The 20,673-nt window shown below is 55.7% G+C and carries 24 protein-coding genes, 1 tRNA gene and 1 pseudogene; 4 read left to right on the plus strand and 22 right to left on the minus strand.

The window, feature by feature from the left end:
• Positions 1-7 precede the first annotated feature (7 nt).
• From FC75_RS07340 to FC75_RS07355, 5 genes are all read right to left on the minus strand, one after another.
• A complete protein-coding gene (locus tag FC75_RS07340) occupies positions 8-511 on the minus strand; it encodes a DUF3013 family protein (protein ID WP_156314263.1) in 504 nt (167 codons plus the stop codon).
• On the minus strand, positions 502-1,110 hold the full coding sequence (locus FC75_RS07345; protein ID WP_056989522.1) for a DNA-3-methyladenine glycosylase: 609 nt from the start codon (positions 1,108-1,110) through the stop codon (positions 502-504). The genes FC75_RS07340 and FC75_RS07345 overlap by 10 nt, the downstream gene beginning before the upstream one ends.
• Before the next feature lie 100 nt (positions 1,111-1,210).
• The gene (locus FC75_RS07350) at positions 1,211-1,597 is read right to left on the minus strand and encodes a DUF1093 domain-containing protein (RefSeq protein ID WP_056989523.1); all 387 of its coding nucleotides are present in this window, start codon (positions 1,595-1,597) and stop codon (positions 1,211-1,213) included.
• Positions 1,594-1,767, minus strand: a complete 174-nt coding sequence (locus FC75_RS12665; RefSeq protein WP_156403592.1) for a hypothetical protein — start codon at positions 1,765-1,767, stop codon at positions 1,594-1,596. Before FC75_RS12665 ends, FC75_RS07350 begins: the two co-directional genes overlap by 4 nt.
• Before the next feature lie 5 nt (positions 1,768-1,772).
• On the minus strand, positions 1,773-2,144 hold the full coding sequence (locus FC75_RS07355) for a hypothetical protein (RefSeq protein ID WP_054661457.1): 372 nt from the start codon (positions 2,142-2,144) through the stop codon (positions 1,773-1,775).
• 131 nt (positions 2,145-2,275) lie between these two features.
• On the opposite strand from FC75_RS07355, the gene FC75_RS07360 reads away from it, so the two are divergent.
• A tRNA-Ser gene (locus FC75_RS07360) sits at positions 2,276-2,363 on the plus strand.
• Positions 2,364-2,443: 80 nt separating this feature from the next.
• Here FC75_RS07360 and FC75_RS07365 read toward each other — a convergent pair.
• On the minus strand, positions 2,444-2,671 hold the full coding sequence (locus FC75_RS07365; RefSeq protein ID WP_054661454.1) for a hypothetical protein: 228 nt from the start codon (positions 2,669-2,671) through the stop codon (positions 2,444-2,446).
• A 212-nt stretch (positions 2,672-2,883) separates the two neighbouring features.
• Between FC75_RS07365 and FC75_RS07370 the strand changes: the two genes are divergently transcribed.
• Positions 2,884-3,294 carry a hypothetical protein gene (locus FC75_RS07370; RefSeq protein WP_054661451.1) on the plus strand — a complete coding sequence of 137 codons (411 nt, stop codon included), beginning with the start codon at positions 2,884-2,886 and terminating at the stop codon, positions 3,292-3,294.
• Positions 3,295-3,374: 80 nt separating this feature from the next.
• On the opposite strand, the gene FC75_RS07375 is transcribed toward FC75_RS07370, so the two are convergent.
• The 4 genes from FC75_RS07375 to recJ form a co-directional block, all read right to left on the minus strand.
• A complete protein-coding gene (locus FC75_RS07375; protein ID WP_054661448.1) occupies positions 3,375-3,689 on the minus strand; it encodes a DUF960 domain-containing protein in 315 nt (104 codons plus the stop codon).
• A 1-nt stretch (position 3,690) separates the two neighbouring features.
• A complete protein-coding gene (gene ybaK / locus FC75_RS07380) occupies positions 3,691-4,203 on the minus strand; it encodes a Cys-tRNA(Pro) deacylase (RefSeq protein WP_056989524.1) in 513 nt (170 codons plus the stop codon).
• A gap of 95 nt (positions 4,204-4,298) precedes the next feature.
• Positions 4,299-4,826 carry an adenine phosphoribosyltransferase gene (locus FC75_RS07385; RefSeq protein WP_054661442.1) on the minus strand — a complete coding sequence of 176 codons (528 nt, stop codon included), beginning with the start codon at positions 4,824-4,826 and terminating at the stop codon, positions 4,299-4,301.
• A 12-nt stretch (positions 4,827-4,838) separates the two neighbouring features.
• Positions 4,839-7,115 (minus strand): single-stranded-DNA-specific exonuclease RecJ, encoded by a 2,277-nt coding sequence (gene recJ / locus FC75_RS07390; protein WP_056989525.1) that lies wholly within the window; start codon positions 7,113-7,115, stop codon positions 4,839-4,841.
• Between the two features lie 158 nt (positions 7,116-7,273).
• Here recJ and FC75_RS07395 point away from each other — a divergent pair, with 158 nt between their 5' ends.
• Positions 7,274-7,639, plus strand: a complete 366-nt coding sequence (locus FC75_RS07395) for a hypothetical protein (RefSeq protein ID WP_054661439.1) — start codon at positions 7,274-7,276, stop codon at positions 7,637-7,639.
• A 56-nt stretch (positions 7,640-7,695) separates the two neighbouring features.
• Complete coding sequence (locus FC75_RS07400; protein ID WP_056989526.1) at positions 7,696-8,172, plus strand: ASCH domain-containing protein; 477 nt, start codon at positions 7,696-7,698, stop codon at positions 8,170-8,172.
• A gap of 92 nt (positions 8,173-8,264) precedes the next feature.
• Here the strand turns inward: FC75_RS07400 and FC75_RS13230 are convergent, their stop codons facing one another.
• From FC75_RS13230 to rbfA, 12 genes and pseudogenes are all read right to left on the minus strand, one after another.
• Entirely contained in the window at positions 8,265-8,330 is a 66-nt protein-coding gene (locus tag FC75_RS13230; RefSeq protein ID WP_156314267.1) for a hypothetical protein, read from the minus strand.
• Positions 8,331-8,785: 455 nt separating this feature from the next.
• Complete coding sequence (locus FC75_RS07410) at positions 8,786-9,256, minus strand: hypothetical protein (protein ID WP_054661436.1); 471 nt, start codon at positions 9,254-9,256, stop codon at positions 8,786-8,788.
• A gap of 131 nt (positions 9,257-9,387) precedes the next feature.
• Positions 9,388-11,235: a translation elongation factor 4 gene (gene lepA / locus FC75_RS07415; RefSeq protein WP_420843313.1), complete on the minus strand. Its 1,848-nt coding sequence runs from the start codon at positions 11,233-11,235 to the stop codon at positions 9,388-9,390.
• A 120-nt stretch (positions 11,236-11,355) separates the two neighbouring features.
• Positions 11,356-12,528, minus strand: coding sequence for a molecular chaperone DnaJ (dnaJ, locus tag FC75_RS07420; protein WP_056989529.1), 1,173 nt, complete (start codon positions 12,526-12,528; stop codon positions 11,356-11,358).
• A gap of 137 nt (positions 12,529-12,665) precedes the next feature.
• Positions 12,666-14,528: a molecular chaperone DnaK gene (dnaK, locus tag FC75_RS07425; protein WP_056989530.1), complete on the minus strand. Its 1,863-nt coding sequence runs from the start codon at positions 14,526-14,528 to the stop codon at positions 12,666-12,668.
• A 34-nt stretch (positions 14,529-14,562) separates the two neighbouring features.
• Positions 14,563-15,171, minus strand: a complete 609-nt coding sequence (gene grpE / locus FC75_RS07430) for a nucleotide exchange factor GrpE (RefSeq protein ID WP_056989531.1) — start codon at positions 15,169-15,171, stop codon at positions 14,563-14,565.
• A gap of 8 nt (positions 15,172-15,179) precedes the next feature.
• Positions 15,180-16,235 (minus strand): heat-inducible transcriptional repressor HrcA, encoded by a 1,056-nt coding sequence (gene hrcA, locus FC75_RS07435; protein WP_056989532.1) that lies wholly within the window; start codon positions 16,233-16,235, stop codon positions 15,180-15,182.
• A 177-nt stretch (positions 16,236-16,412) separates the two neighbouring features.
• Positions 16,413-17,558 (minus strand): radical SAM family heme chaperone HemW, encoded by a 1,146-nt coding sequence (gene hemW / locus FC75_RS07440; RefSeq protein ID WP_056989533.1) that lies wholly within the window; start codon positions 17,556-17,558, stop codon positions 16,413-16,415.
• Positions 17,558-18,505 (minus strand): riboflavin biosynthesis protein RibF, encoded by a 948-nt coding sequence (gene ribF / locus FC75_RS07445; protein WP_056989534.1) that lies wholly within the window; start codon positions 18,503-18,505, stop codon positions 17,558-17,560. Before ribF ends, hemW begins: the two co-directional genes overlap by 1 nt.
• Positions 18,506-18,524: 19 nt before the next feature.
• A complete protein-coding gene (gene truB / locus FC75_RS07450; RefSeq protein ID WP_056989535.1) occupies positions 18,525-19,433 on the minus strand; it encodes a tRNA pseudouridine(55) synthase TruB in 909 nt (302 codons plus the stop codon).
• A gap of 1 nt (position 19,434) precedes the next feature.
• Positions 19,435-20,191 (minus strand): annotated as a pseudogene (locus tag FC75_RS07455) (TerC family protein).
• 122 nt (positions 20,192-20,313) lie between these two features.
• On the minus strand, positions 20,314-20,667 hold the full coding sequence (rbfA, locus tag FC75_RS07460) for a 30S ribosome-binding factor RbfA (RefSeq protein ID WP_054661434.1): 354 nt from the start codon (positions 20,665-20,667) through the stop codon (positions 20,314-20,316).
• Between the last annotated feature and the right edge of the window lie 6 nt (positions 20,668-20,673).

Here is a 20,673-nt window from a genome sequence, read left to right on the forward strand (position 1 = left end):
AGACCTCCTAATACTGGGGGTACGGCAGTAATTGGTGCCGCGCCGCTTCCGGCTGCTTCGCATAGGCGGTTTGATACTTCGCGTCATCAAAGTGAAGCTCAAAAGTGTCCGCGTCCGAAGTGCCGTCAACAAAGTCCATGAGGTCGGATTGGCCATCATCAAGCAGGTCCTGCAGGTAAGCAAACACAGCATCGACGGTGGCCTTCGCGATGCCTTGCTTACCTTGGAACCCAAACACGGCCAGATAGTTGTCCTTGTAGTCGTCACCATTTAGGCGCGTTGCATCGTAAAACAAAATGGCATCGGAATAGTCGATCTCACCGTCGTCGATGGTTTGGCCGTCCTGGTCCTCGACCTCATAACCCTTTGCCGCTTCGACCGTCATGGTCAGCTCCACTTCAAAAACGCGTGCTTCCTTGTCCCAGTTCAGGTCCAGGTCCCCATCGAAATCCATCGCGTCGATCTTATCGCCGATATAGTCCAGCATGTTCTCGGTCTGCTTCATTGCCATCCTCCGTTAGGGTCAATTGCCCTTTTCTTCATATCTGAGACATTCGCGTTGCCAGCAACGAAAAAGCGCAACGCGGCCGTTGTCGCTGTTCCCTTGTTCGGAACCCCAATCCGCGGCGTCGCCCTGATCAAGGCCGGCGTGCGCCCCGGCCAGATGAGCTGGACCCGCCCCTGATTCACGGCCCGATTGTTGTCCGCCAGGGTGATGCCAAACGCTTGACACAGCTTGCCAGGGCCGGACGTCATTGCCGGTCCGCTGCGCCCTCGCCGCATCGCCATTGCGGCCACACCGGCAATGGGTTCAACCGCCCGAATCAACACACACTGCGGAATCGTCGCTGGTTGCGTGACCACATTGAGTAGGCAGTACTGCCGCATCTGGTAGACGTAAACCGTCCCGGCCGGCCCGTACAACGCCTCGTTGGTTTTCGTGCGCCGCCCGCCAAACGCGTGCGCGGCACGGTCAGATACGCCTAAGTAAGCCTCGGTTTCAACCACCAGCCCCGCACAGTCGCCAACTTTCAGCACCGCGCCCAGCAGCCCCCGGGCAGCCATAACCGTAGTGCTCTGCGTGAGCCAATTAATTAGTTTATCTTTCATTACTCGTATATCTTAAACTACTACCGCGACAAGGAAAAGTGTCCCGGCCAGAAGACGTCGAAGTCAAAGAAAAATGCCGATGGCCGGATCGGCATTTTGACTAATTCAGTTTGGCCTTCACGCTGGCAGGCAGCTTGGCGGCATCGATCAAACTTGGCCCTGCCACGACGCGCTTTTGCGAGATCTTGGCGGTCAGGTATTGGCCCTGGGCATACGGCATTGGCCCATCAGGGGCCTGCTTGGTCTCGTAGCCCAAATCGCGAGTGTCCCCACTGGCCGTGACCCAGGTCAGGTCGTAGTCGTAATAATAATACTGCTGACCGTTGACCTTGTAGTCCTTACCGTTTTCGACCGCTTTTTTCTTGGTGACCGTGGTCACTTTGGCGTATGCGGTCGTGGTTTGATAGGTCGTGCGCCAGTAATTGTAGCCCCAAAAGCCGATAATCACGACAAGGACTGCGGCGATCCCGCCGAAAACTTTTTTCATCGTTCTCCCTCCTGATGATGATGTGGCGTTTTTTTCAGGTGTCCAAACGTGGCCTGAAGCTTGGCGAAGCGGCTCGGATCTTGTTCCCGAGCGTTCTTGACCATTTTAGCAAAGTCGTATGACTGCGGCAGCTGCGGCGTGTCGGGCTGTTTTTTCTTAAATAAACTCATACTGTTCACTCCTCGACTGCAGCCGGTTCTGGCCGGTGATAGGTCATGATGATAAACACGCCAGCCAGCTGCATGATTGCCAGGTACAAGCTGTAATTTGGCACCAGCGCGTAGGCGACAAACGCCCAGATGCAAAGAAGGTTGCCGAGCAGAAGCCGGGGCCGCCTCAGAGCCTTCAGGTAGGCCAGCACATGCAAGGCGATCCCGATCACACTCAGCCACCACCGCGGCTCCCACAGCATCATCAGGCGCCCCACTGCCGGAAAGCTAAAGCCGGAGCGCAGGGCGGTCAAACTCGCCCACAGCAGCACCACGACGGTAAAAACGGCATACAGCAAGCTGTACAAGCCAATCAGTTTAATGACAGAAGGTTTCATCTTGACCAATCCTTAGTAAGAATACATTCAGTATACGAGCTTCAACTTTAATCACAAAACTTGCTCAGGCTATTTGCAAAAAACTAAACATTTGCTATACTAAATAACGTTCTGCAAATAGTTTACCACATGGAGAGTTGGCAGAGTGGTAATGCACCGGACTCGAAATCCGGCGAACCGGTTCACACCGGCGCGCAGGTTCAAATCCTGTACTCTCCTTAATCAAAAGTCCGTCGCAACGCCTTTTCTGGGGTTGTGGCGTTTTTTTTGCCCAAACACGATTCAACGTGATGGGCGCATCAATCCTGTGCGGACTTGGTCATCTTGGCCAGCACCTGCGCCAACAGTGCTTCCGTGAACGCCCGGTTTTCCGCCAGCACATAGGTCGTCGCTTCAGCTAAGGTCGCGTTCGGTACCGCCTTTTGCCACTCTGCCGCCCGAGACTGAATCTGAGTTTCGGTGAACTCATTCGCGACCACCGAATCAGCCGCATCTGCGATCAAGGCACGCAATTGTTTCTCTTCCATCAAGCTACCTCCTAGGATCACGCTGACTGGCTGTTTCAAAGCCCCATCGCCGGCGTGCTGCTGTTAGTTTACCAATTTTCGAAACAGATAGTTGACTAATTCAATTAATAACGTTGATTTTTTAATTATAGGTACACAATTATGTTGATTATTAGTTTTTTGAGTGATACCATCGGATTGTAGGTTAATTAACAAGCTAAGGGGGCATCACTATGCAAACACAGGATTATGTTCAGTGCGTCAATCAAGAACTCGAACGTTTATTGGTTTTTGAAACCGTATTCAAGGAATACGCGCACACCTGCAGTAACATCGAAAAAGGCAACTGCCTCGCCAGCGAGAACTTCGAGCGCATTCACTTGTACTTCACTAAAAACATTATTCGGTTCGATCGTTTCGTGGATCAGTGCGCCGCGGTGCCTGCCCCTTCAGGGTATGAACGCTTCAACCAGCTGTTGGTCAACGGGCTGAAAGGCATTCGTGAAGCCGTGATCGACATGCTGGAAGCGATACAGCCGGATCACGTGGATCACCATCAGTTTGCGACGGCACTGCAGCAGCAGCAATCCGCCCGTGAGCAAATCAATACTGCATTTGAGCAGATCAACGTGCCAGCATTCTAACTCGCAGGTGTGGCCCAGCGGCACCCGCGAGTGACAAAAAGCGTCCAGAGGCTTCTGGACGCTTTTTCGGTCTTCGCCGACTACTGCTGATGCCCTTCCTCGGGCAGGAGGATCGTTTGATTCTCACCGTCGTCGTACGCCATGACCGTGTCGAGAAAACTCGCATCATAATCAAACGGCAGGTCAATGGCCAGTTGCGTGTCGCCGCCCTTTTCCGAAAAGGCCACGGTCAGCTTCCCTTTCGTGTTGAGCAGATCAAACCGCAGTATATTACCTAGTGGGACCACGCCGGTGAGGTCCTGATCGATGATCATCCAAATTGAATCAATGATCTCACCTGGCAGCTTGGCAATAACACCATAAGTGGCGAAGCGACTGTGATTGGCTGAAAACATGTTATTCCTCCTGTTCCTCGGGGCTGGTGATCGCGGCAAACGTCGCTGAGACCACTTTGGCTAGGGCCTTAGGGGCGATGCCCACAGAGCGGCCGATTTTTCCTGAACTGACAATGATCTCCGGCTGCTTCAGGGCTTCTTCCCCAATGAAGATCGGGTAGCGGTGCCGCGCGTGGATGCCGATCGGGGTGTTGGCGCCGTGCTCGTAGCCTGTCGTTTTGACCAGGTCTTTCAGTGGCACCATGCCGACCTTCTTGTTGCCTGAAGCCTTGGCCAGTTTCTTGTAGTCGACGTGCATATCCAGCGGCACGACCGCAATCAGCGGGCCAGTTTTATTGCCGGTCAGCGCCAGGGTCTTGTAGATCAGATGCTCCGGCACTGCCAGATGGTCCACACTCAACTGCGCCACGTCCCCGGCCTCATGCGTGGGAAATTCGTATTGTTTATAGGCGACATTTTGCTTGTCGAGCATTTTCTCGACCAGCGTCTTGTCCTCTTTTTTCTTCTTACTCATGGCGTGCCTCCGGTTTCATTGTAACGATTCCGACCGAGCAATAAAAGCAAACCGGCTGCAAAAAAAGAGCGCGACTGCTCGCACCCTCCCGCTTGTTAAGCCCCTTTATAAGTCGTCAGGGTCATCATATCGTAACCCTTCAGCTTATCGCGGCCGTGCAGGTCCTCCAGCTCGACGATGAAAGCCGTTCCCACGACAATGCCACCCAGTTTTTCAACCAGTGAAATTGTCGCCGAGATGGTACCCCCAGTGGCCAGAAGGTCATCGACTACCAGCACGCGCTGGCCAGGTTTGACGGCATCCTTATGCAGGTACAGCGTTTCACTGCCGTACTCCAAGTTGTAAGAGGCGCTCACAGTCGGTCGCGGCAGTTTGCCCTTTTTCCGAGCCGGTGCGAAACCGACCCCGAGCTTGTAGGCCACCGGGCACCCGACGATGAAGCCGCGGGCCTCGGGGCCAACGACCATTTCAACCTGCTTATCTTTGGCGTAAGCGACCAGTTCGTCCGTTGCTGCGGCGTATGCCTTGCCGTCTGCCATTAGAGGCGAAATGTCGCGATAGATGATCCCAGGCTCAGGGAAGTCCGGGACACTTGCGATGTAATCTTTATAATTGATCGTCATTGATCCAATTCCTCATTTCTTTGCCGTCAGCCATGCCTCAAGTGCGGGGCGACTCGCGGTTTGCAACCAGTGTGCCAGCTTCAAAAACGCCGTCTGCCGCTGGTAGGCGACACTTTCCTGCAAGGCTCTCTTAGCTGGATGCGCAGTGACGGTAATTTGGGACCCGTCTATTTTAACAAATCCCAACTCAAAAAACACCTGTACGGCTAAAATCACTTGACGAATCGTCAAATGCACCTGTTTGGCCGCCGCTGGCAGGTGATGCTTGTCAAACCCGGGGTTGGCCGCCAGAAAATGCAGCACACTGCCACACTCTTGCCGATTCGGCACGGCGACCAGCTCTGCAGCCTGAGCCGTAAAGACGACTCGCACCGGCAGCTGAACGTGCGTCATCAACGTGTTTAAGGTGGCCTCATCAGGCGGCAGATCAACCAACACCGCATTGGCGAGCGGCGTCGTCACGGCCTGCGCCATCATCACCGGGCCCCCAAACATAAAGGTCGCAGTCATGGCCTGCTTGCGCTTGGGGTCAAAGAACACGTAATTATACGCGCCGCGAAACTGCTCGGCACTGGCCACTGGCAGCCGCATGTCGATCACGCTGGGTTGTTTCAGCTCCCAGTCCACGAGGCGCAGCTGCAGGCTGGTCCGGTTCTGCCAGGTGTTCTCATCCATGCGCAGTGCCAGCTTGACTTGGCTGGCCGCCGTCAGTGACGGGGCATCCCCGCCGCGGTTGAACGCGACGACCTTTTGCCCGTCAGCCGAAAAACGCAGGTGCGCTTTGGTTTTGCCCATTTGCTGGACGTCCGTCACCTGCTTAGGCACGTAAACGAACGTCGGCTCCTCATTGCCTGGGCCAAACGGCGCGAGCTTACGCATCAGGTGATAGTTGTCCAGGCTGATGTCGCTGGCTTCCAGCCGGCCGCTGATGGCCAGGGTCGGCTTCGGCGCATCCTTGAGGGCCACTGCTGCGGCCTGCTCCATCGCCGCGTGCAGCGCCGGAATGTTGGCCACTGGAACGGTCAGGCCGGCCGCCATCGCGTGCCCGCCAAAATGGGTCATCTGGTCGCGCGCGGCATCCAGTGCCTTGAACAGGTTGTATGCCGGGACTGACCGCCCTGACCCTTTCGCGGTTTGCCCGTCCTTCGCAATGTTGAGGACCAGGGTCGGCTTGCCGGTTGCTTCGACCAGGTGTGAGGCCACAATGCCCAGCACCCCTTCATGCCAGCCGGCATGGGCGACAATCAGGGTCTTCTTCGCCTGGTTCTCAGGACTTTGCGCAATGGTCAGCGCCTCTTGCGAGATTTTGGCCACCAGGGCTTGCCGCTTCTGATTCAGTTCATTGACGTTAGCGGCCAGTTTATCGGCCTCGTCGTCGTCAAACGTCGTCAGCAGGGTGACCCCAGGATTTGCATCACCCAGTCGGCCCAGTGCGTTCAGCCGCGGACCGATTCCGAATCCAATCGAGGTTTCATCCACCTTCTCCGGGTCAAGATCCGCGACCTTGATCAGCGCGTTGATCCCTGGGCGCTGCTGCTGATGGATCATCTGCAGGCCCATCTGGACGATCAGTCGATTTTCTCCGGTCATGCTGACAATGTCGGCAACCGTCCCCAAGGCGGCCAGATCCAAGCAATCCGTCGCCGGCTCGCCCAACAACGCGCTGGCCACCTTGAAGGCAACCCCGGCGCCGGACAAATCGTTGAATGGATAATGGCCGTCAGGATGCCGCGGATGGACCACCGCGACAGCTTTTGGCAGGACCTGCGGTAGCTCGTGGTGATCGGTGACGACCACGTCCATCCCCGCCGCCATGGCCTGATCGATGACGCTTGCGCCACCCACCCCATTGTCGACGGTGATCACCAGCTGGGTCCCGTTTTTCCGCAAATAGTCGTAGACCTCGGCGTTGGGGCCGTAGCCGTCCGTGAATCGATCCGGGATGAACGTCTCAACGTTGTCGGCACCAAGCGAATTCACCAGCGTGTCCTTCATAATTGACGTGGCAGTCAACCCGTCGACGTCATAATCACCGTAAATCGTAATTTTTTCCTGCTGGGTGATGGCCTGCTTGATGCGGTCGACCGCCTTTTGCATGTCATGCAACGCAAACGGATCGTTCAACCGACTCAGGTCCGGCGTGCAGAACGCATCGTAGGCTGCCTGATCGGTGATCCCGCGCTGAATCAGCAGCCGCGCCAAAAATGGCGGCACTGATAGTGTCTCCGCCACCTGCTTGGTCTCTTCTGCGCTTGGTTGTGCGGCCTCTTGCCAAAGGTAATGTGCCATCGTCGTCTTCCTTTCTAACCGCAATAGTATATCAGACTTTCGCGGTCCCTGCCCTGAGGATTATGGAAGCCAGTCATGAAAGCGTGGTATAATCAAAGTGTTATAAGAATCTCAGCCCAACTTCGATCAGCGACTGAAACGAAATGGAGAGAAATATTATGGCAGAAAACACAGTTAAAAAGGCAACCAAGATCGTTGTCGACATCCCAGACGAGGATGTTGCAACCGCCGAAAAAGCGATGAACGATCAGGGGTTTGTCACCCCGAAGGAACTCCCAAAGTTGACGAACATCGACTACTCGCGTTCCCTGGCTGCTGCTCTGACGAAAGCCCGCGAAGGCAAGTCTGAGGAAGGCTACATCTACAGTGAAGAGTTCGATTTTGCTGGCGGTGAAATTGGAAACATCGTCTGGAACATGGACAAGATCAAGACCCGGGACGATGCCAAGCGCACCCTGGCCGATCACATGGGTTTGACCATGCCAACCGAAACGCTGTCGAAAGCCGACAAGGAAACGTTCTAACGCAAAACTGATTCGCGCTTGCCAGCCTTGGCAGGCGCTTTTTTTAGGAGTCGATGATGGATAAAATTGCCCACTTTTTTCAGCAAGCCCTTGAAGCCGGCGCCATTCCGGCCGACACGCAGCTAAACAGCGCCTACGCAATGGGCAGTACCCCGCAGGAACAAGACGAACTGGCCGCATTGGTGCTGGCGGGCAAAAAAACGGCCACCAGCAGCGGCTTTGAACTCTACGCCAAGGCGGGCGACCCGCTGCCCCAACAGGGCAGCTTTGACATCGTACTTAATGGTCATGGTGAGCCGGTGGCGTTGACTTACACGGATCGCGTCGAGATTCGCTCATTTTCGGCGGTGGACGACGCCCACGCCTATCGTGAGGGCGAAGGCGATCGGACTTTGCGCTACTGGCGCCGGGTTCACGAGACTTTCTTTGCAAAAGACTACCATGCTTCAGGGTTAGTGTTTGATCCGGCCACAGCAATGGTCGTGCTCGAGTCATTTCATGTGATCTTCCCGCCGTTACGCGGCAAGGCTTAGCCCAATCAAATAGGACCCGGTCCAGCAAATCTGCCTTTGCTGAACCAGGTCCCTTTTTTATTCTGCGAAAACGCGAAGCAGCCGAGAATCAGCTACGCCCGACGCCGCTTGCGCATCGTGATCGTGCCAAGCAACGCGATGATGGTCGCACCGAGCATTACAAGTAACCCAGTGGTCGAGGCGCCTCACCGGTCTTTGGCAGGCTGGCCTGGCCAGCGGATCGCTTGGCAGCTGCGGTGGTACTGAGGCCGGCCGACTTGAGCGAGCGCGGCATTATAGCTCTCATCCCGAACGAGTTTGGCAGCGGTGACCTGCGCCTCCTGGGTCTCAGTAGCCGCCTTCTGAGCCTGACTCAGCGTATCATAGTCCTGCCTGAGCGGTGGCTGGCCGTGCTGACACCAGCCTCAGGATGCTGAATTGCAGCCCGCGTCGTCGTGTTCCTGCAGTGAAAATTGCCGCGCATGAACCAACTTTCCCCATTCTCTTCGGTCAAAATCTAATGGATTCGATCCAGTCGAAACAACTGATCACGATTCTGCTCCCGTACAAACATGGCCACATAAAAGTAGAAACGTTCAAAATACATGGTCACAAGCCGACCGGCGAACACCGTTTAATCAGATTGACCCGGACTTTGGTAGGTGAACGTCAACCGCTGGCGACTCGCGATTGCTTCATCCAGCTTGGCAATCAACGGTTGAGCCTGCGCAATCGGCCGATAGTCCTCTTTTTCCTGCGTGAGCCAAGTGTTGACAGTATGAGATTCATCAGGGCTCAGCCGCGCCTGAACAAACGTCAAGGCCTCGGTCATTTCCGCGGTAGTCAAAGACCGCGAACCCAGCAAAATTGAGGAAATGCCACTGATCAAAGGAAGGTTTTCCCTTTCTCCTTGCAGCACAAGGCGCCAATGATGCGCTTTGGTTTCGACCAGTTTCCCGGCCGACCGCGCCGCCAGTGCCGGGCGTATCGTCGCCAGATCCCGTTGAAAGGTGCGTACAAAGACGCCATCATCGACGGAAAGGCCGAGCGGTTCACCTGCCATTAACCGCACCAACATATCTGCGACGCGTACGTTACTGTTCATCTCTATCGCCGCATTTCGCTTTAGTCCCGTTTACCCTGAACTGCTGGCCGAGCAGGGCCGGCTCAAAATCTTGGACCACCAAAAAAAGCACCCAAGCCACCGGGACCTGGATACTTGATGCGGCCACAAGGCTACTTGCCCTTGCTGTCGTCCTCGTTCATTTTGAGAATGCTCATGAACGCTTTCTGCGGGACTTCGACCGAGCCTACCGCCTTCATGCGCTTCTTGCCAGCCTTCTGCTTTTCCAGCAGCTTACGCTTACGGGTGATGTCGCCGCCGTAGCACTTTGCCAGAACGTTCTTGCGGTATGCCTTGACCGTGCTGCGCGCGATGATTTTGGTCCCGATTGCCGCCTGAATCGGCACCTCGAATTGCTGCCGCGGAATGGTCTCCTTCAGCTTAGCCACGATGGCCCGGCCGCGGTCGTAGGCAAAGTCCTTGTGCACGATGCTGGAAAGCGCGTCGACCGGATCGCCGTTGAGCAGGATGTCCATTTTGACCAGGTCCGACGCCCGGTAGCCGGTGACCTCGTAATCCAGACTCGCGTACCCCTTAGTCGAGGACTTCAGCTGGTCGAAAAAGTCGTAGATGATTTCCGACAGCGGCAGGTTGTAAATCACGTTGACGCGGTACTTATCAAGGTAATCCATCGTGACAAACTCGCCACGCTTGCGCTGGGCAATTTCCATGACGGGGCCAACGTAATCGTTCGGCACCATGATGCTGGCCTTGACGTATGGCTCGCGGATTTCCTTGACCTCACTGGAATCCGGCAATTCCGCCGGGTTATCAATGGTGATCGTCGTCCCATCCGTTTTGTCGACCTGATAGTCCACACTCGGCGCCGTCATGATCAGATCCAAGTCAAAGTCGCGTTCCAGCCGCTCCTGCACCACGTCCATGTGCAGCAGTCCCAGGAACCCAACGCGGAACCCAAATCCGAGCGCCTGCGACGTTTCAGGCTCAAACTCCAGCGCCGCATCATTTAGTTGCAGCTTTTCCAGGGCCTCGCGCAAGTCGTTGAACTTGGCATTGTCAACCGGGAACAGCCCCGAATAAACCATTGGGGTGATCTGCCGGAACCCATCGAGCGGCTTATCTGCCGGATTATCCGCAAGCGTGACGGTATCCCCGACGCGCGTGTCTTGGATGGTCTTGATGGCCGCCGTAATGTAACCCACGTCGCCGACCATCAGGTAGTCCTTTTGCACGGCCTTGGGCGACATCACGCCGACCTCGGTGACCTCGTAGCGCTTCTTGTTGCTCATCAGTTCGATGGTATCGCCGACCTGCACAATGCCATCCTCGATTCGGACTGCCAGCACCACGCCGCGGTACGAATCGTAGACCGAGTCAAAAATCAGCGCCTTCAGCGGCTTGTCAAGGTCGCCACTCGGGGCCGGGATGTCAGACACGATCCGCTCGAGGACCTCAGGTACGCCAAGCCCGGTTTTGGCCGAGGTCAAAATTGCGTCCGAAGCGTCAAGGCCGATCATTTCCTCAATTTCTTCCTTGACCACTTCTGGCTGCGCACTAGGCAAGTCGACCTTATTGATGATTGGCACGATCTCCAGGTCGTCATCGAGCGCCAGGTAAACGTTGGCCAGCGTCTGGGCCTCAACGCCTTGGGCGGCATCCACCAGCAGCAGTGCCCCTTCGCAGGCGGCCAAACTGCGGCTGACCTCGTATGAAAAGTCCACGTGGCCCGGCGTATCGATCAGATGGAAGATGTAGGTCTCGCCGTCCTTGGCCTTGTAGTGCAATTCGACGGCGTTCAGCTTGATGGTGATGCCGCGTTCCCGCTCCAGCGGCATGTCATCGAGGACTTGCGCCTGCATGTCGCGCTTAGCGATCGTATCCGTCAGCTCCAAGATACGATCGGCCAGGGTCGACTTGCCGTGGTCAATGTGCGCCACGATAGAAAAATTGCGAATGTGCTTCTGGCGTTCACGCAACGCCTGAATATCGATGTCAGCCATAAGTGCCCACTTTCTGTAAATTGCTTGTCAATCTATTATAGCAAGCGGCAACGTTCGACTCAAACCAGCTGCCGCCCCAAGCCAAAAAGAAACCGCCCATCACGAGCGGTTTCAAAGTGGCTACTTGTTTTTGAATGCGTCCTTGACGCGGTCGAAAAGCGAGCCTTCGTGCGGCGTCACATCCTCGCCGCTCGCAGCCGCAAAGGCCATCAGGGCATCCTTTTGCTTCGAATTCAGGCTCTTCGGCGTCTTAACTGTCACGGTGACAATTTGATCACCGTAACCCGCATTTGGCCTGTTCGGGTTCGGAGCCCCCTTGCCGCGCAACCGGAACTTGCTTTCGGTTTGCGTACCGGCTGGGATCTTCAACTCGACCGGACCGTGCACCGTGTCGACCTTAATGTTGTCACCAAGGGCGGCCTGCGCAAAGCTGATCGGCAGTTTGTAGTAAATGGTCGTGCCGTCGCGGTCGTACTTGCTGCTTGACGCCACCCGGAAAACGATGAACAAGTCCCCGTAAGGGCCGTTGTTTTGACCAGCTTCGCCGGCGCCATGCAGCCGAATCTGCTGGCCGTCTTCAACACCGCCGGGAACTGTCACATCAATGGTGTGACGCTGCTTCTCGTGACCAGTGCCGTGGCAAGTCGGGCACTTCTCCTTGATCTCCTTGCCAGTGCCGTGGCACACGTCGCAGACTTCGCGCGTCATCATCGCGCCAAGCGGCGTGTTGCGCTGCACCTGAATGTAGCCCGAGCCGTGGCACTTGGAGCAAGTGACTGGACTAGTCCCAGGCTTGGCGCCCGAACCATTGCAGGTGTGGCACACGGCTTCGCGGTCATACGAGATCTTGGTGTCCTTCCCGAACACCGCTTCTTCAAACGTCAGATCCATGCGATACTGCAGGTCGGCGCCTTGCTGCGGTGAAGTCGCGCTGCGAGCGCCGCCCCCTTGGCCGCCGCCGAAGAACTGACTGAAAATGTCATCGAACCCGCCGAAACCTTGGGCACTGCCACCGCCAAAGTTGGAGAAGCCCTGACCGCCGAACCCGCCTTGGCCACCAAAGCCGCCTTGAGCGCCATCGGCCGAACCGTACTGATCATAAGCCGCACGCTTTTGCGGGTCGGAAAGGACCTGATAGGCTTCATTGATTTCCTTAAATTTTTGCTCGGCCCCCGGGGCATGGTTGATGTCCGGGTGATATTTTTTAGAAAGCTGTCGAAAGGCCTTCCTGATCTCGTCATCGCTGGCATCCCGGGCGACACCGAGTGTTTCGTAATAATCCTTGTCTGCCATTGTTGCCTCCTTGAATTGGGTACTTGCGCCCAAAAAAGCTTATTCAGGATACCATATTATCAGTGAAGCACGCAAAACTGCCTCACCAAACAAAAAGCCAAAGCCAGCTGGCCTTGGCTTTTCTCACGGACAGACGGTTACTTCTTGTCGTCGTTGACGTCCTTGTATTCGCCATCGAAGGTCTTACCGTCGTCGCCCTTGTCGGCAGCGCCAGTACTACCAGAGGCCGCGCTACCTTGTGCGGCGCCCTTTGCCTGCTGTTCCTTCTGGGCTTGTTCGTAGAGCTTGACCGTCAGATCCTGCACGATCTTGTTGAGGTCATCGCGCTTGGTCTTCATGTCTTCGATATTGTTTTCTTGCTGAGCCTTCTTCAAGGCATCCTCGGCGTCTTGCGCCTTCTTGATTTCGTCATCGGAGACCTTGCCCTTGAGATCCTTTAAGGTCTTGTCGGTCTGGAAAATCAGCTGGTCAACGTCGTTCTTGAGGTCGACTTCTTCCTTGCGCTTCTTGTCGGCTTCCTCGTTTTCCTTGGCTTCCTTCATCATGCGATCGATTTCTTCGTCGGACAGACCTGACGAACTCTTGATCGTGATGTTCTGGGACTTGCCAGTGCCAAGATCCTTAGCGGAGACTTGCACAATGCCGTTCTTATCAATGTCAAACTTAACTTCGATCTGAGGAACACCACGCGGCGCCGCCGGAATGTCAGTCAGCTGGAAGCGACCCAGCGTCTTGTTGTCCGCAGCCATTGGCCGCTCGCCTTGAAGGACATGAATGTCAACAGCTGGCTGGTTATCAGCAGCCGTTGAGAAGACCTGGCTCTTGGAAGTCGGGATCGTCGTGTTGCGGTCAATCAGCTTAGTGAACACGCCGCCCATGGTTTCAATGCCCAGAGAAAGTGGCGTAACATCGAGCAGCACAACGTCTTTGACATCGCCGGAAATGACCCCACCCTGAATGGCAGCGCCAAGCGCAACGGCTTCGTCAGGGTTAATGCTGTGGTCCGGTTCCTTGCCGGTCCACTCCTTAACCGCTTCCTGAACGGCCGGGATCCGCGTGGACCCACCGTTGAGGATGACCTTGTCGATGTCCGAGTTGGACAGACCGGCATCCTTCATCGCATTATCGACTGGGACCTTAGTCTTGGCAACCAGGTCAGCAGTCATTTGGTCAAACTGCGCGCGAGTCAGTGTCCGTTCCAAGTGCAGCGGGCCGTTGGCGCCAGCGGAAATAAATGGCAAGGAAATCTGGGTCTGAGAAACGCCCGAGAGATCCTTCTTGGCCTTTTCAGCGGCATCCTTCAGGCGCTGCATCGCCATCTTGTCCTTAGACAAGTCGATGTTGTTGTCCTTCTTGAACTCACTGACCAGCCAGTCGATGATCTTGTTATCAAAGTCATCGCCGCCCAAGTGGGTATCACCATTGGTGGAAAGCACTTCAAAGACGCCATCGCCGAGTTGCAGGATAGAAACATCAAAGGTCCCACCGCCAAGGTCGTAAACCAGCACCTTTTCGTCCTTGTCACCTTTGTCCAAGCCATAAGCCAAGGCAGAAGCGGTTGGTTCATTGACGATTCGGGAAACATTCAGGCCGGCGATCTTGCCGGCATCCTTGGTCGCTTGACGCTGTGAGTCGTTAAAGTAAGCAGGCACGGTGATGACCGCGTCAGTAACCTCTTCACCCAAGTAGTCTTCAGAGAACTTCTTGATGTATTGCAGGATCATCGCAGAAATTTCCTGAGGCGTGTACTCCTTGTCGCCGACCTTGACCTTGTAGCCGGCCTCACCCATGTGACGCTTGATTGAAGTGATGGTGTCCGGGTTCGTGATGGCTTGCCGCTTGGCGACTTCGCCGACCTGAATTTCGCCGTCTTTAAACGCCACGACAGAAGGCGTGGTGCGGTTGCCTTCTGGGTTGGTGATGATCTTCGGCTGGCCACCTTCAAGCACAGCGACCGCAGAGTTCGTGGTCCCTAAGTCAATCCCAATAACTTTACTCATTGTAAAATCCCTTCTTTTAACAGTTTTTATTTAGCTAATTTGCAACGACGACCATCGCTGGCCGAAGGACCCGATCCTTGAGCTTGTAACCCTTTTGCAGAACCTGGACCACCGTATCCTTCGCGTGGTCCTTGTCTGCGGGAACGGTTTGCACCGCTTGCTGCAAGTTCGGATCGAACTTCCCGGTCGCCTCAATTTCGGTGACCCCATTCTCCTTGAGGGCATTGTCAAGGTGGCTGTAAACCATCTCGACCCCCTTCTTCAGCGATTGCGCACCGTCATCCTTGACCTCAGTCGCCAAGGCCCGCTCAAGATTATCCAAGACCGGCAGCACGGCTGTCGCCAGCTTCTGCCCATCGTACTTGGCCATGTCCTCGCGCTCCTTATTGAAGCGCTTGTTCATGTTATTGATTTCGGCCGCGGCGCGCAGGTATTTGTCCTCCAGCTCGTCGCGCTCTTTCTTCAGGGCCTCGACGTCCACGCCGGAATCTTCGACCTCTTCCTTGAGGTCGTCTTGCATCTCCGCCGCGATTTCGTCGCGCAGGCTGGGTTCCTTCTTGGCCGCTTTTGCCTTTGCCTCGGGCTTTGCTTCAGCCTTGGCTGCTTTCTGCTCTTTCTTGGTTTGCTTTTCTGTCAAATTCATGCCTCCTGTCACTGATCAAAATGATTGTAGTAATCGGTCAGCCGTTTTGCGAGTTCTTCGCGGAAGGCATCGAGCAAACCGATCATCTTCGAGTACGGCATCTGGGTCGGCCCAATCAGGGCAATCATCCCAGTTCCGTGCTCACCGACTGAGTAGTTCGCGGTCAACAAGCTCAGATTTTCAAGCACATCTGGCGTAAGCTCCGAGCCGAGCTTGACCTTGATATGGGAATCATGAAGCGGCCCGAGCAAGGTGTTGAACGCCTGACGCTCGGTGCCCTGATCATCATCCATCATCGCCAGCAGACGTTTGAGCTGATCCACATCGGAATCACCAAGGTAATCCATGAGATTGAGCCGCCCGCCAACGTAGAAGCGCTCCTCAGCGGCCTTGCGTAAGACATTACCGAAGAGGTCGAGAAACCCGTCCGGACTAGTCATGTACTTGAACAACAAACCTGGCACTTCCGACTGCAGCTTCTGCGCAACCTCACCCAGCGATAACCCGACCAACTCATCATTGATGATGCGAATGGCCTTTTCCACCTCGTCAGAGCCGACTTCCGGAGGCAGCGTAAACAACTGACTTTCAACGTTGCCATTGCTCGTGACCAGGATCGCCATCACTTGGTGATTACCCAACGGCACCAACCGAAATCCCGTGAGTTTCAGGTTGGTGACCTCAGGCCCCAGTGTGATCGCGGTGTAGTTTGTGAGGTTCGACAAAATGCGCGCGCTTTGGGCGACAATTTCATCGATCTTGTAAAAATGCCCCCCGAAGCCTTGCTGAATCGCAGCAATCTCGTTGGGCGTGACCGCGGCCGGCTCGACGAGGTTGTCCAAGTAGTAACGGTAACCCTTAGTCGATGGGACGCGGCCAGAACTACTGTGCGTCTTTCTGATCAGACCTTCGTCTTCCAGTGCCGCCATGTCATTGCGAATCGTGGCTGAACTGACATGAACCGGCAGCTGCGCCATTAAGGCTTTAGAACCAACCGGCTGGCCGGTTTCCGTATAGGAGCGAATGATCTGTTTCAAGACGAGTAGTTGGCGTTTCGTCAACATAATCCCACCTTCTTTTAGCACTAAAACCATTTGAGTGCTAAGTACAATACTTAATATACCAATGGCGGTTAGCAAAGTCAACCTCGGTCTGCTAATTTTGCTGTTTTCACGAAAAAATCGGCCTCAAGACTGAAGCCGACAAGCGTTTTTCTGAAAATGCGAACCAGATGGGCCGGTTCAAACCAGCGGATCGTCAAGCAAAAACTGCTGGAAGACCTCGTTGCCCAAAAATTGCCCTTGGTTCGTCAGGCGCACCGCATCGCCGGCCACGGTGACCAGCTGTTGGTCGCTTAGTTTGGTCAGCAAATCGCCGTACACGTCACTGATCGTCATGTGGTAGCGTTCGGCAAAGCGCTTTTGGGACACACCTTCGCGGGTGCGCAGCCCCAGGAACATCTCCTCTTCGATCTGCTCCTCCAGCGGCACCAGATGATGCTCGATCACCGGCACCTTATGGTCATGGAGCGGATCTAGGTACTGCTTGATCGGGCCAAAATTGTGGTAGCGATCGCGCCCGATGTAACCAAAGGCCCCGGCCCCAAAGCCGAAGTAATGGTCGTTGCGCCAGTACAGCAGGTTGTGCTGGCACTGATACCCAGGTTTGGCAAAATTCGAGATCTCGTACTGATGCCGGCCGGTGCTTTCCATTAAATCAATCGCATCCTGGTACATATCGGCTTCGGCGTCTTGGTTTGGCAGCTGCAGCCGACCGGACCGCATCAGGTTGTAAAAGATCGTTTTCTTTTCCAGAATCAGCGAGTAGGTCGAGTAATGCGGCAGGTCCAGCGCCAGCGCCTTGTGCAGGCTGGCCAAAAAGTCCTCACGCGTCTGTTTCGGGAGGCGGAAAATCAGGTCGATGGAAATGTTATCAAAACCCACTGCACGCGCATTGGCAATCGCCTGATACACATCGGCGACTCGATGGGTCCGACCAATGGCCTTGAGAATCTCGTCATTAAAGGACTGTACGCCGATTGATAGGCGGTTCACGCCGTTTTCGTACAGCGCCAGCAGCTTGTCCTTTTCGAGCAGATCGTTGGGGTTGGCCTCAAAAGTGAACTCGCCCTGCTCAAAGTGCAGCTCACGGCGAATGCCGCCAATGAGGCGGTCAAGCTGGTCAGGCGTCAGTGTGGTCGGCGTACCGCCGCCTACATACACCGTCTCGATTTTTTCCTCGGGGTGGCTGGCCATCACCAGGTGCATCTCGCGAATAAGCATGTCGACGTAATCATCGACCGGTTGGCCCTCGATAAACACCTTGTTAAAGTTGCAGTAGTAACAAATATGAGAGCAGAAGGGAATGTGGACATACGCCCCAGCCATCAATCCGTCAACCCTTTCAAGAACACTTTTGAATCCTTTTCATCTTGCGCAAGCTGAGCCACCAGACCCGCCGCGGAATCAAACATCATGTCGCCACGCAGGCGGTGAAGCCACGACACCCGCACCGGAGCGTCGTAAATATCTTGGTGAAAATCAAACAAGTTGACCTCCACCGTCACCGGCCGCCCTGGGCCAAACGTGATGTTACGGCCGACTGACGCCATGCCCGGATACCACTGACCATCCACCTTCAGCCGCACTGTGTACACCGCAATGCCGGGGATGCGCTCTCCTGCTGGTGCCTGGACGTTGGCCGTCGGGTAGCCGATGGTGCGGCCGCGCGCTTCGCCGTGCACCACCGTCCCGCTGGTTTGGTAGGGATAACCCAGCAGGTGATTGGCCAGATCAACATCCCCTTCGTCCAAAGCCTTGCGAATTCGCGTGGAAGAGACTTTTTGGCCGGCGTCAACTGTCTTGGGGACGGTGATCATCTCAAACCGCCCCTTGGCGTACTCGGGCAGTGTCACCATGTTCGCGACGTCGCGTTTGCCATACGTGTAGTCAAATCCCGCAACCACCACGACTGCATTCATGCCGACCAGATACTGGTCGACAAACGCCTGCGGAGGCAGTTTGGAAAATGCCGGCGTGAAGTGAATGAAGTAAAGCAGGTCAACGCCAAAGTGGGCCATCAGTTCGATTTTGCGCGGCCGCGGCGACAGATACTTCACTGAGCTGGCCGGAACCCCACGGTAAATAATGGCCGGGTGAACGTCAAATGTCATCACTGCCAGCGGGAGCCCCCGCTTGTCGGCTTCCGCACGCGCCGCGACAATCACCGCCTGATGGCCGCGATGCACGCCGTCAAAAAAGCCCAAAGCCAGCACGATTGGCTGGCTGGGCACCTGGTCCGCCGCAAGCGGCGGGTGAATATCGATCACTTGCATAATTATCTCCTCATCAACATCAGCCAATACCTTCATTGGCTAAGAACATCAGGGCCGGCCGATACTCGGCGGCCTCCTTCTGGTAAAGGGCCTTGAAGACGCCTTCGTAGGTCAGACCGATCTCATCAGCCACGGCCACACTGAGCGGCAGTCCCCGCCCGTTTCTGACCCCGTCCCACTGGCTAGCAGAAAGGGCCACCAGCGGCAAGTGCGGAAAGGCAAACTCGATTGGTCGCAGGTGGGCCTGCGCGGCTGCCGGTGCGGTCTCCCGCGTCAGCTCACGCAAGTCCAGCGTGTCTTCAAGTTTGAACCCCCCGCTTTGGATCCGAGTCAACTGCGCCATGACCGCTGGGACGCCCAATGCGCGCCCTACGTCCACGGCAAGCGTCCGAATGTATGTGCCTTTTGAAACCTGTGCCTCAAAGGGAAAGTCTTGCGTCCCGGTGACGGCGTCGAACCTGCTCGGCCCGGTCCGCTTGAAGGCGTAAACGTGCACCTGGCGCGTCGGGCGCTCGACGGTCTGGCCGTTGCGCGCGTATTGGTAAAGCTTGCGGCCGTTGACCTTCACCGCCGAGTACATCGGCGGCGTTTGGGTAATGTCCCCAGTCAGTGTCACCAATGCCTGATCGATCTGCTCATCAGTAAATGGCGCCGTCAGCTTCACGCGCGCCACCTCTGCCCCATCGAGGTCCTCGGTTTCCGTCGCAAACCCCAGCGTGGCTTTACCAATGTACGTTTTGCCGAGCGCCATCAGCGCCGGCACCGCCTTGGTGGCCGCGCCCAGGGCAATCGGTAAGACCCCATCAACACTGGGATCAAGCGTGCCCGAGTGGCCGACTTTTTTCATTTGCAACAGGTAGCGGAGCTTACTGACCACATCCGCCGACGTCATGCCGGTCGGCTTATAAACTGGTAAAATTCCATCCATGTCAAATTCCTCGCTTCTGCTGTTGGTTGCGGGTGGCACGCCGCTGGTGGATCAGCCACGTGATCAGGAAAGCCAGCGCCACAATCACCGAGAAGGCCCAGTTCGGCACCTCAATGCCAATCTGCGGCAGGCTGAGCGCCAGCTTGACCGCAATGATGAAGATCAAGGCGTAGGCCATGACCTCCAGCTCTGGGACCTTCGTGATGAAATCAGTAATGACCTGGGCGACAAAGCGCATCGCCAGAATGCCGAGACAGCCGCCAATCAGCACGATCACAGGGTTATTATCAACCGCGAGCGCCGCCAGGATCGAATCAACGGAAAACACGATGTCGAGCGCTTCAATTGAGGCCACGGTGCGCCAGAAATGGGTTTGTTTAGGCTTGGCGACGGTTTGCGGTTTGGGCCCATCCTTGGGGTGACGCTGCTCGTAAAAGAAATGCAGCGACATCCAGACGAGGTAGGCCGCGCCTAAGGCTTTAATGCCCCAAAAGTTCATGAGGTACGTCCCTAGCCCGATGGCGATGAACCGGAACAGGTACGCCCCCCCACATGCCGTAGATCAGCGCGTGATGCTGATCTTTTTTGTCGGGTAGGGACTTGGTTTGGGCAGCGAGCACCACCGCATTATCCACTGACAGGAGGCACTCGAGCAAAGCCAGGGTCAAAATGGTCGTCCAGCCCTGCGTTGTCATCACTGCCTGGTGCCAGTCACTCGCTTCAAAAAAGGGTAAGTATAATTTCTCGATCAGACTCAAGTCGCCACCGCCTTATTTTTTCTATTATACATTTCCTCTGGCACCGATGCATCCGCCTGGCGCAGTCCGCGCCAGATCCAACTAAAAAACGGCCCTCCATCGCTGGAGAGCCGCATGGCCATTTATTCTAGGCCTTCGTGTTTCACTTCATTAAGCAACTGGTCGATGTGCGCACCGTACTGAACAGACGTATCTTGCTTGAACGTCAAGGTTGGCACCTTGAACAGCTTGATGCGCTGTCCCACTTCGCTGCGGATCAGGCCCTTGGCCTTATCCAGGCCGGTCTGCGCCTCTGCCAGCGCCTTGGGATCGTCAGCCAAAATGCTGAAGTAGACGGTCGCCTCTTGGAGGTCGCCAGTCAACTTCACGCCGGTAATCGTGACTGGCCGAACCCGCGGATCGTTGACATCTTTTAACAAAATGTCGTCAATTTCGCGTTGGATCTGAGTCTCGACGCGGCCTATGCGATGTTTCATGTGAGC

The sequence above is a fragment of the Lacticaseibacillus camelliae DSM 22697 = JCM 13995 genome (assembly GCF_001436615.1).
GTDB classification, from domain to species: Bacteria; Bacillota; Bacilli; order Lactobacillales; family Lactobacillaceae; genus Lacticaseibacillus; species Lacticaseibacillus camelliae.

Coding starts and splice junctions, on each gene's coding strand:
- recJ (WP_056989525.1), bottom strand. CDS start 7,115: ATGGCACATTACCTTTGGCAAGAGGCCGCACAACCAAGCGCAGAAGAG.
- FC75_RS07345 (WP_056989522.1), bottom strand. CDS start 1,110: ATGAAAGATAAACTAATTAATTGGCTCACGCAGAGCACTACGGTTATG.
- FC75_RS07355 (WP_054661457.1), bottom strand. CDS start 2,144: ATGAAACCTTCTGTCATTAAACTGATTGGCTTGTACAGCTTGCTGTAT.
- ybaK (WP_056989524.1), bottom strand. CDS start 4,203: ATGAGTAAGAAGAAAAAAGAGGACAAGACGCTGGTCGAGAAAATGCTC.
- hrcA (WP_056989532.1), bottom strand. CDS start 16,235: ATGTTGACGAAACGCCAACTACTCGTCTTGAAACAGATCATTCGCTCC.
- truB (WP_056989535.1), bottom strand. CDS start 19,433: ATGGATGGAATTTTACCAGTTTATAAGCCGACCGGCATGACGTCGGCG.
- FC75_RS12665 (WP_156403592.1), bottom strand. CDS start 1,767: ATGAGTTTATTTAAGAAAAAACAGCCCGACACGCCGCAGCTGCCGCAG.
- FC75_RS07395 (WP_054661439.1), top strand. CDS start 7,274: ATGGCAGAAAACACAGTTAAAAAGGCAACCAAGATCGTTGTCGACATC.
- FC75_RS07340 (WP_156314263.1), bottom strand. CDS start 511: ATGGCAATGAAGCAGACCGAGAACATGCTGGACTATATCGGCGATAAG.
- FC75_RS07400 (WP_056989526.1), top strand. CDS start 7,696: ATGGATAAAATTGCCCACTTTTTTCAGCAAGCCCTTGAAGCCGGCGCC.
- FC75_RS07365 (WP_054661454.1), bottom strand. CDS start 2,671: ATGGAAGAGAAACAATTGCGTGCCTTGATCGCAGATGCGGCTGATTCG.
- ribF (WP_056989534.1), bottom strand. CDS start 18,505: ATGCAAGTGATCGATATTCACCCGCCGCTTGCGGCGGACCAGGTGCCC.
- FC75_RS07375 (WP_054661448.1), bottom strand. CDS start 3,689: ATGTTTTCAGCCAATCACAGTCGCTTCGCCACTTATGGTGTTATTGCC.
- FC75_RS07410 (WP_054661436.1), bottom strand. CDS start 9,256: ATGAACAGTAACGTACGCGTCGCAGATATGTTGGTGCGGTTAATGGCA.
- dnaK (WP_056989530.1), bottom strand. CDS start 14,528: ATGAGTAAAGTTATTGGGATTGACTTAGGGACCACGAACTCTGCGGTC.
- rbfA (WP_054661434.1), bottom strand. CDS start 20,667: ATGAAACATCGCATAGGCCGCGTCGAGACTCAGATCCAACGCGAAATT.
- FC75_RS07370 (WP_054661451.1), top strand. CDS start 2,884: ATGCAAACACAGGATTATGTTCAGTGCGTCAATCAAGAACTCGAACGT.
- grpE (WP_056989531.1), bottom strand. CDS start 15,171: ATGAATTTGACAGAAAAGCAAACCAAGAAAGAGCAGAAAGCAGCCAAG.
- FC75_RS07385 (WP_054661442.1), bottom strand. CDS start 4,826: ATGACGATCAATTATAAAGATTACATCGCAAGTGTCCCGGACTTCCCT.
- dnaJ (WP_056989529.1), bottom strand. CDS start 12,528: ATGGCAGACAAGGATTATTACGAAACACTCGGTGTCGCCCGGGATGCC.
- FC75_RS07350 (WP_056989523.1), bottom strand. CDS start 1,597: ATGAAAAAAGTTTTCGGCGGGATCGCCGCAGTCCTTGTCGTGATTATC.
- lepA (WP_420843313.1), bottom strand. CDS start 11,235: ATGGCTGACATCGATATTCAGGCGTTGCGTGAACGCCAGAAGCACATT.
- hemW (WP_056989533.1), bottom strand. CDS start 17,558: ATGGCTGGGGCGTATGTCCACATTCCCTTCTGCTCTCATATTTGTTAC.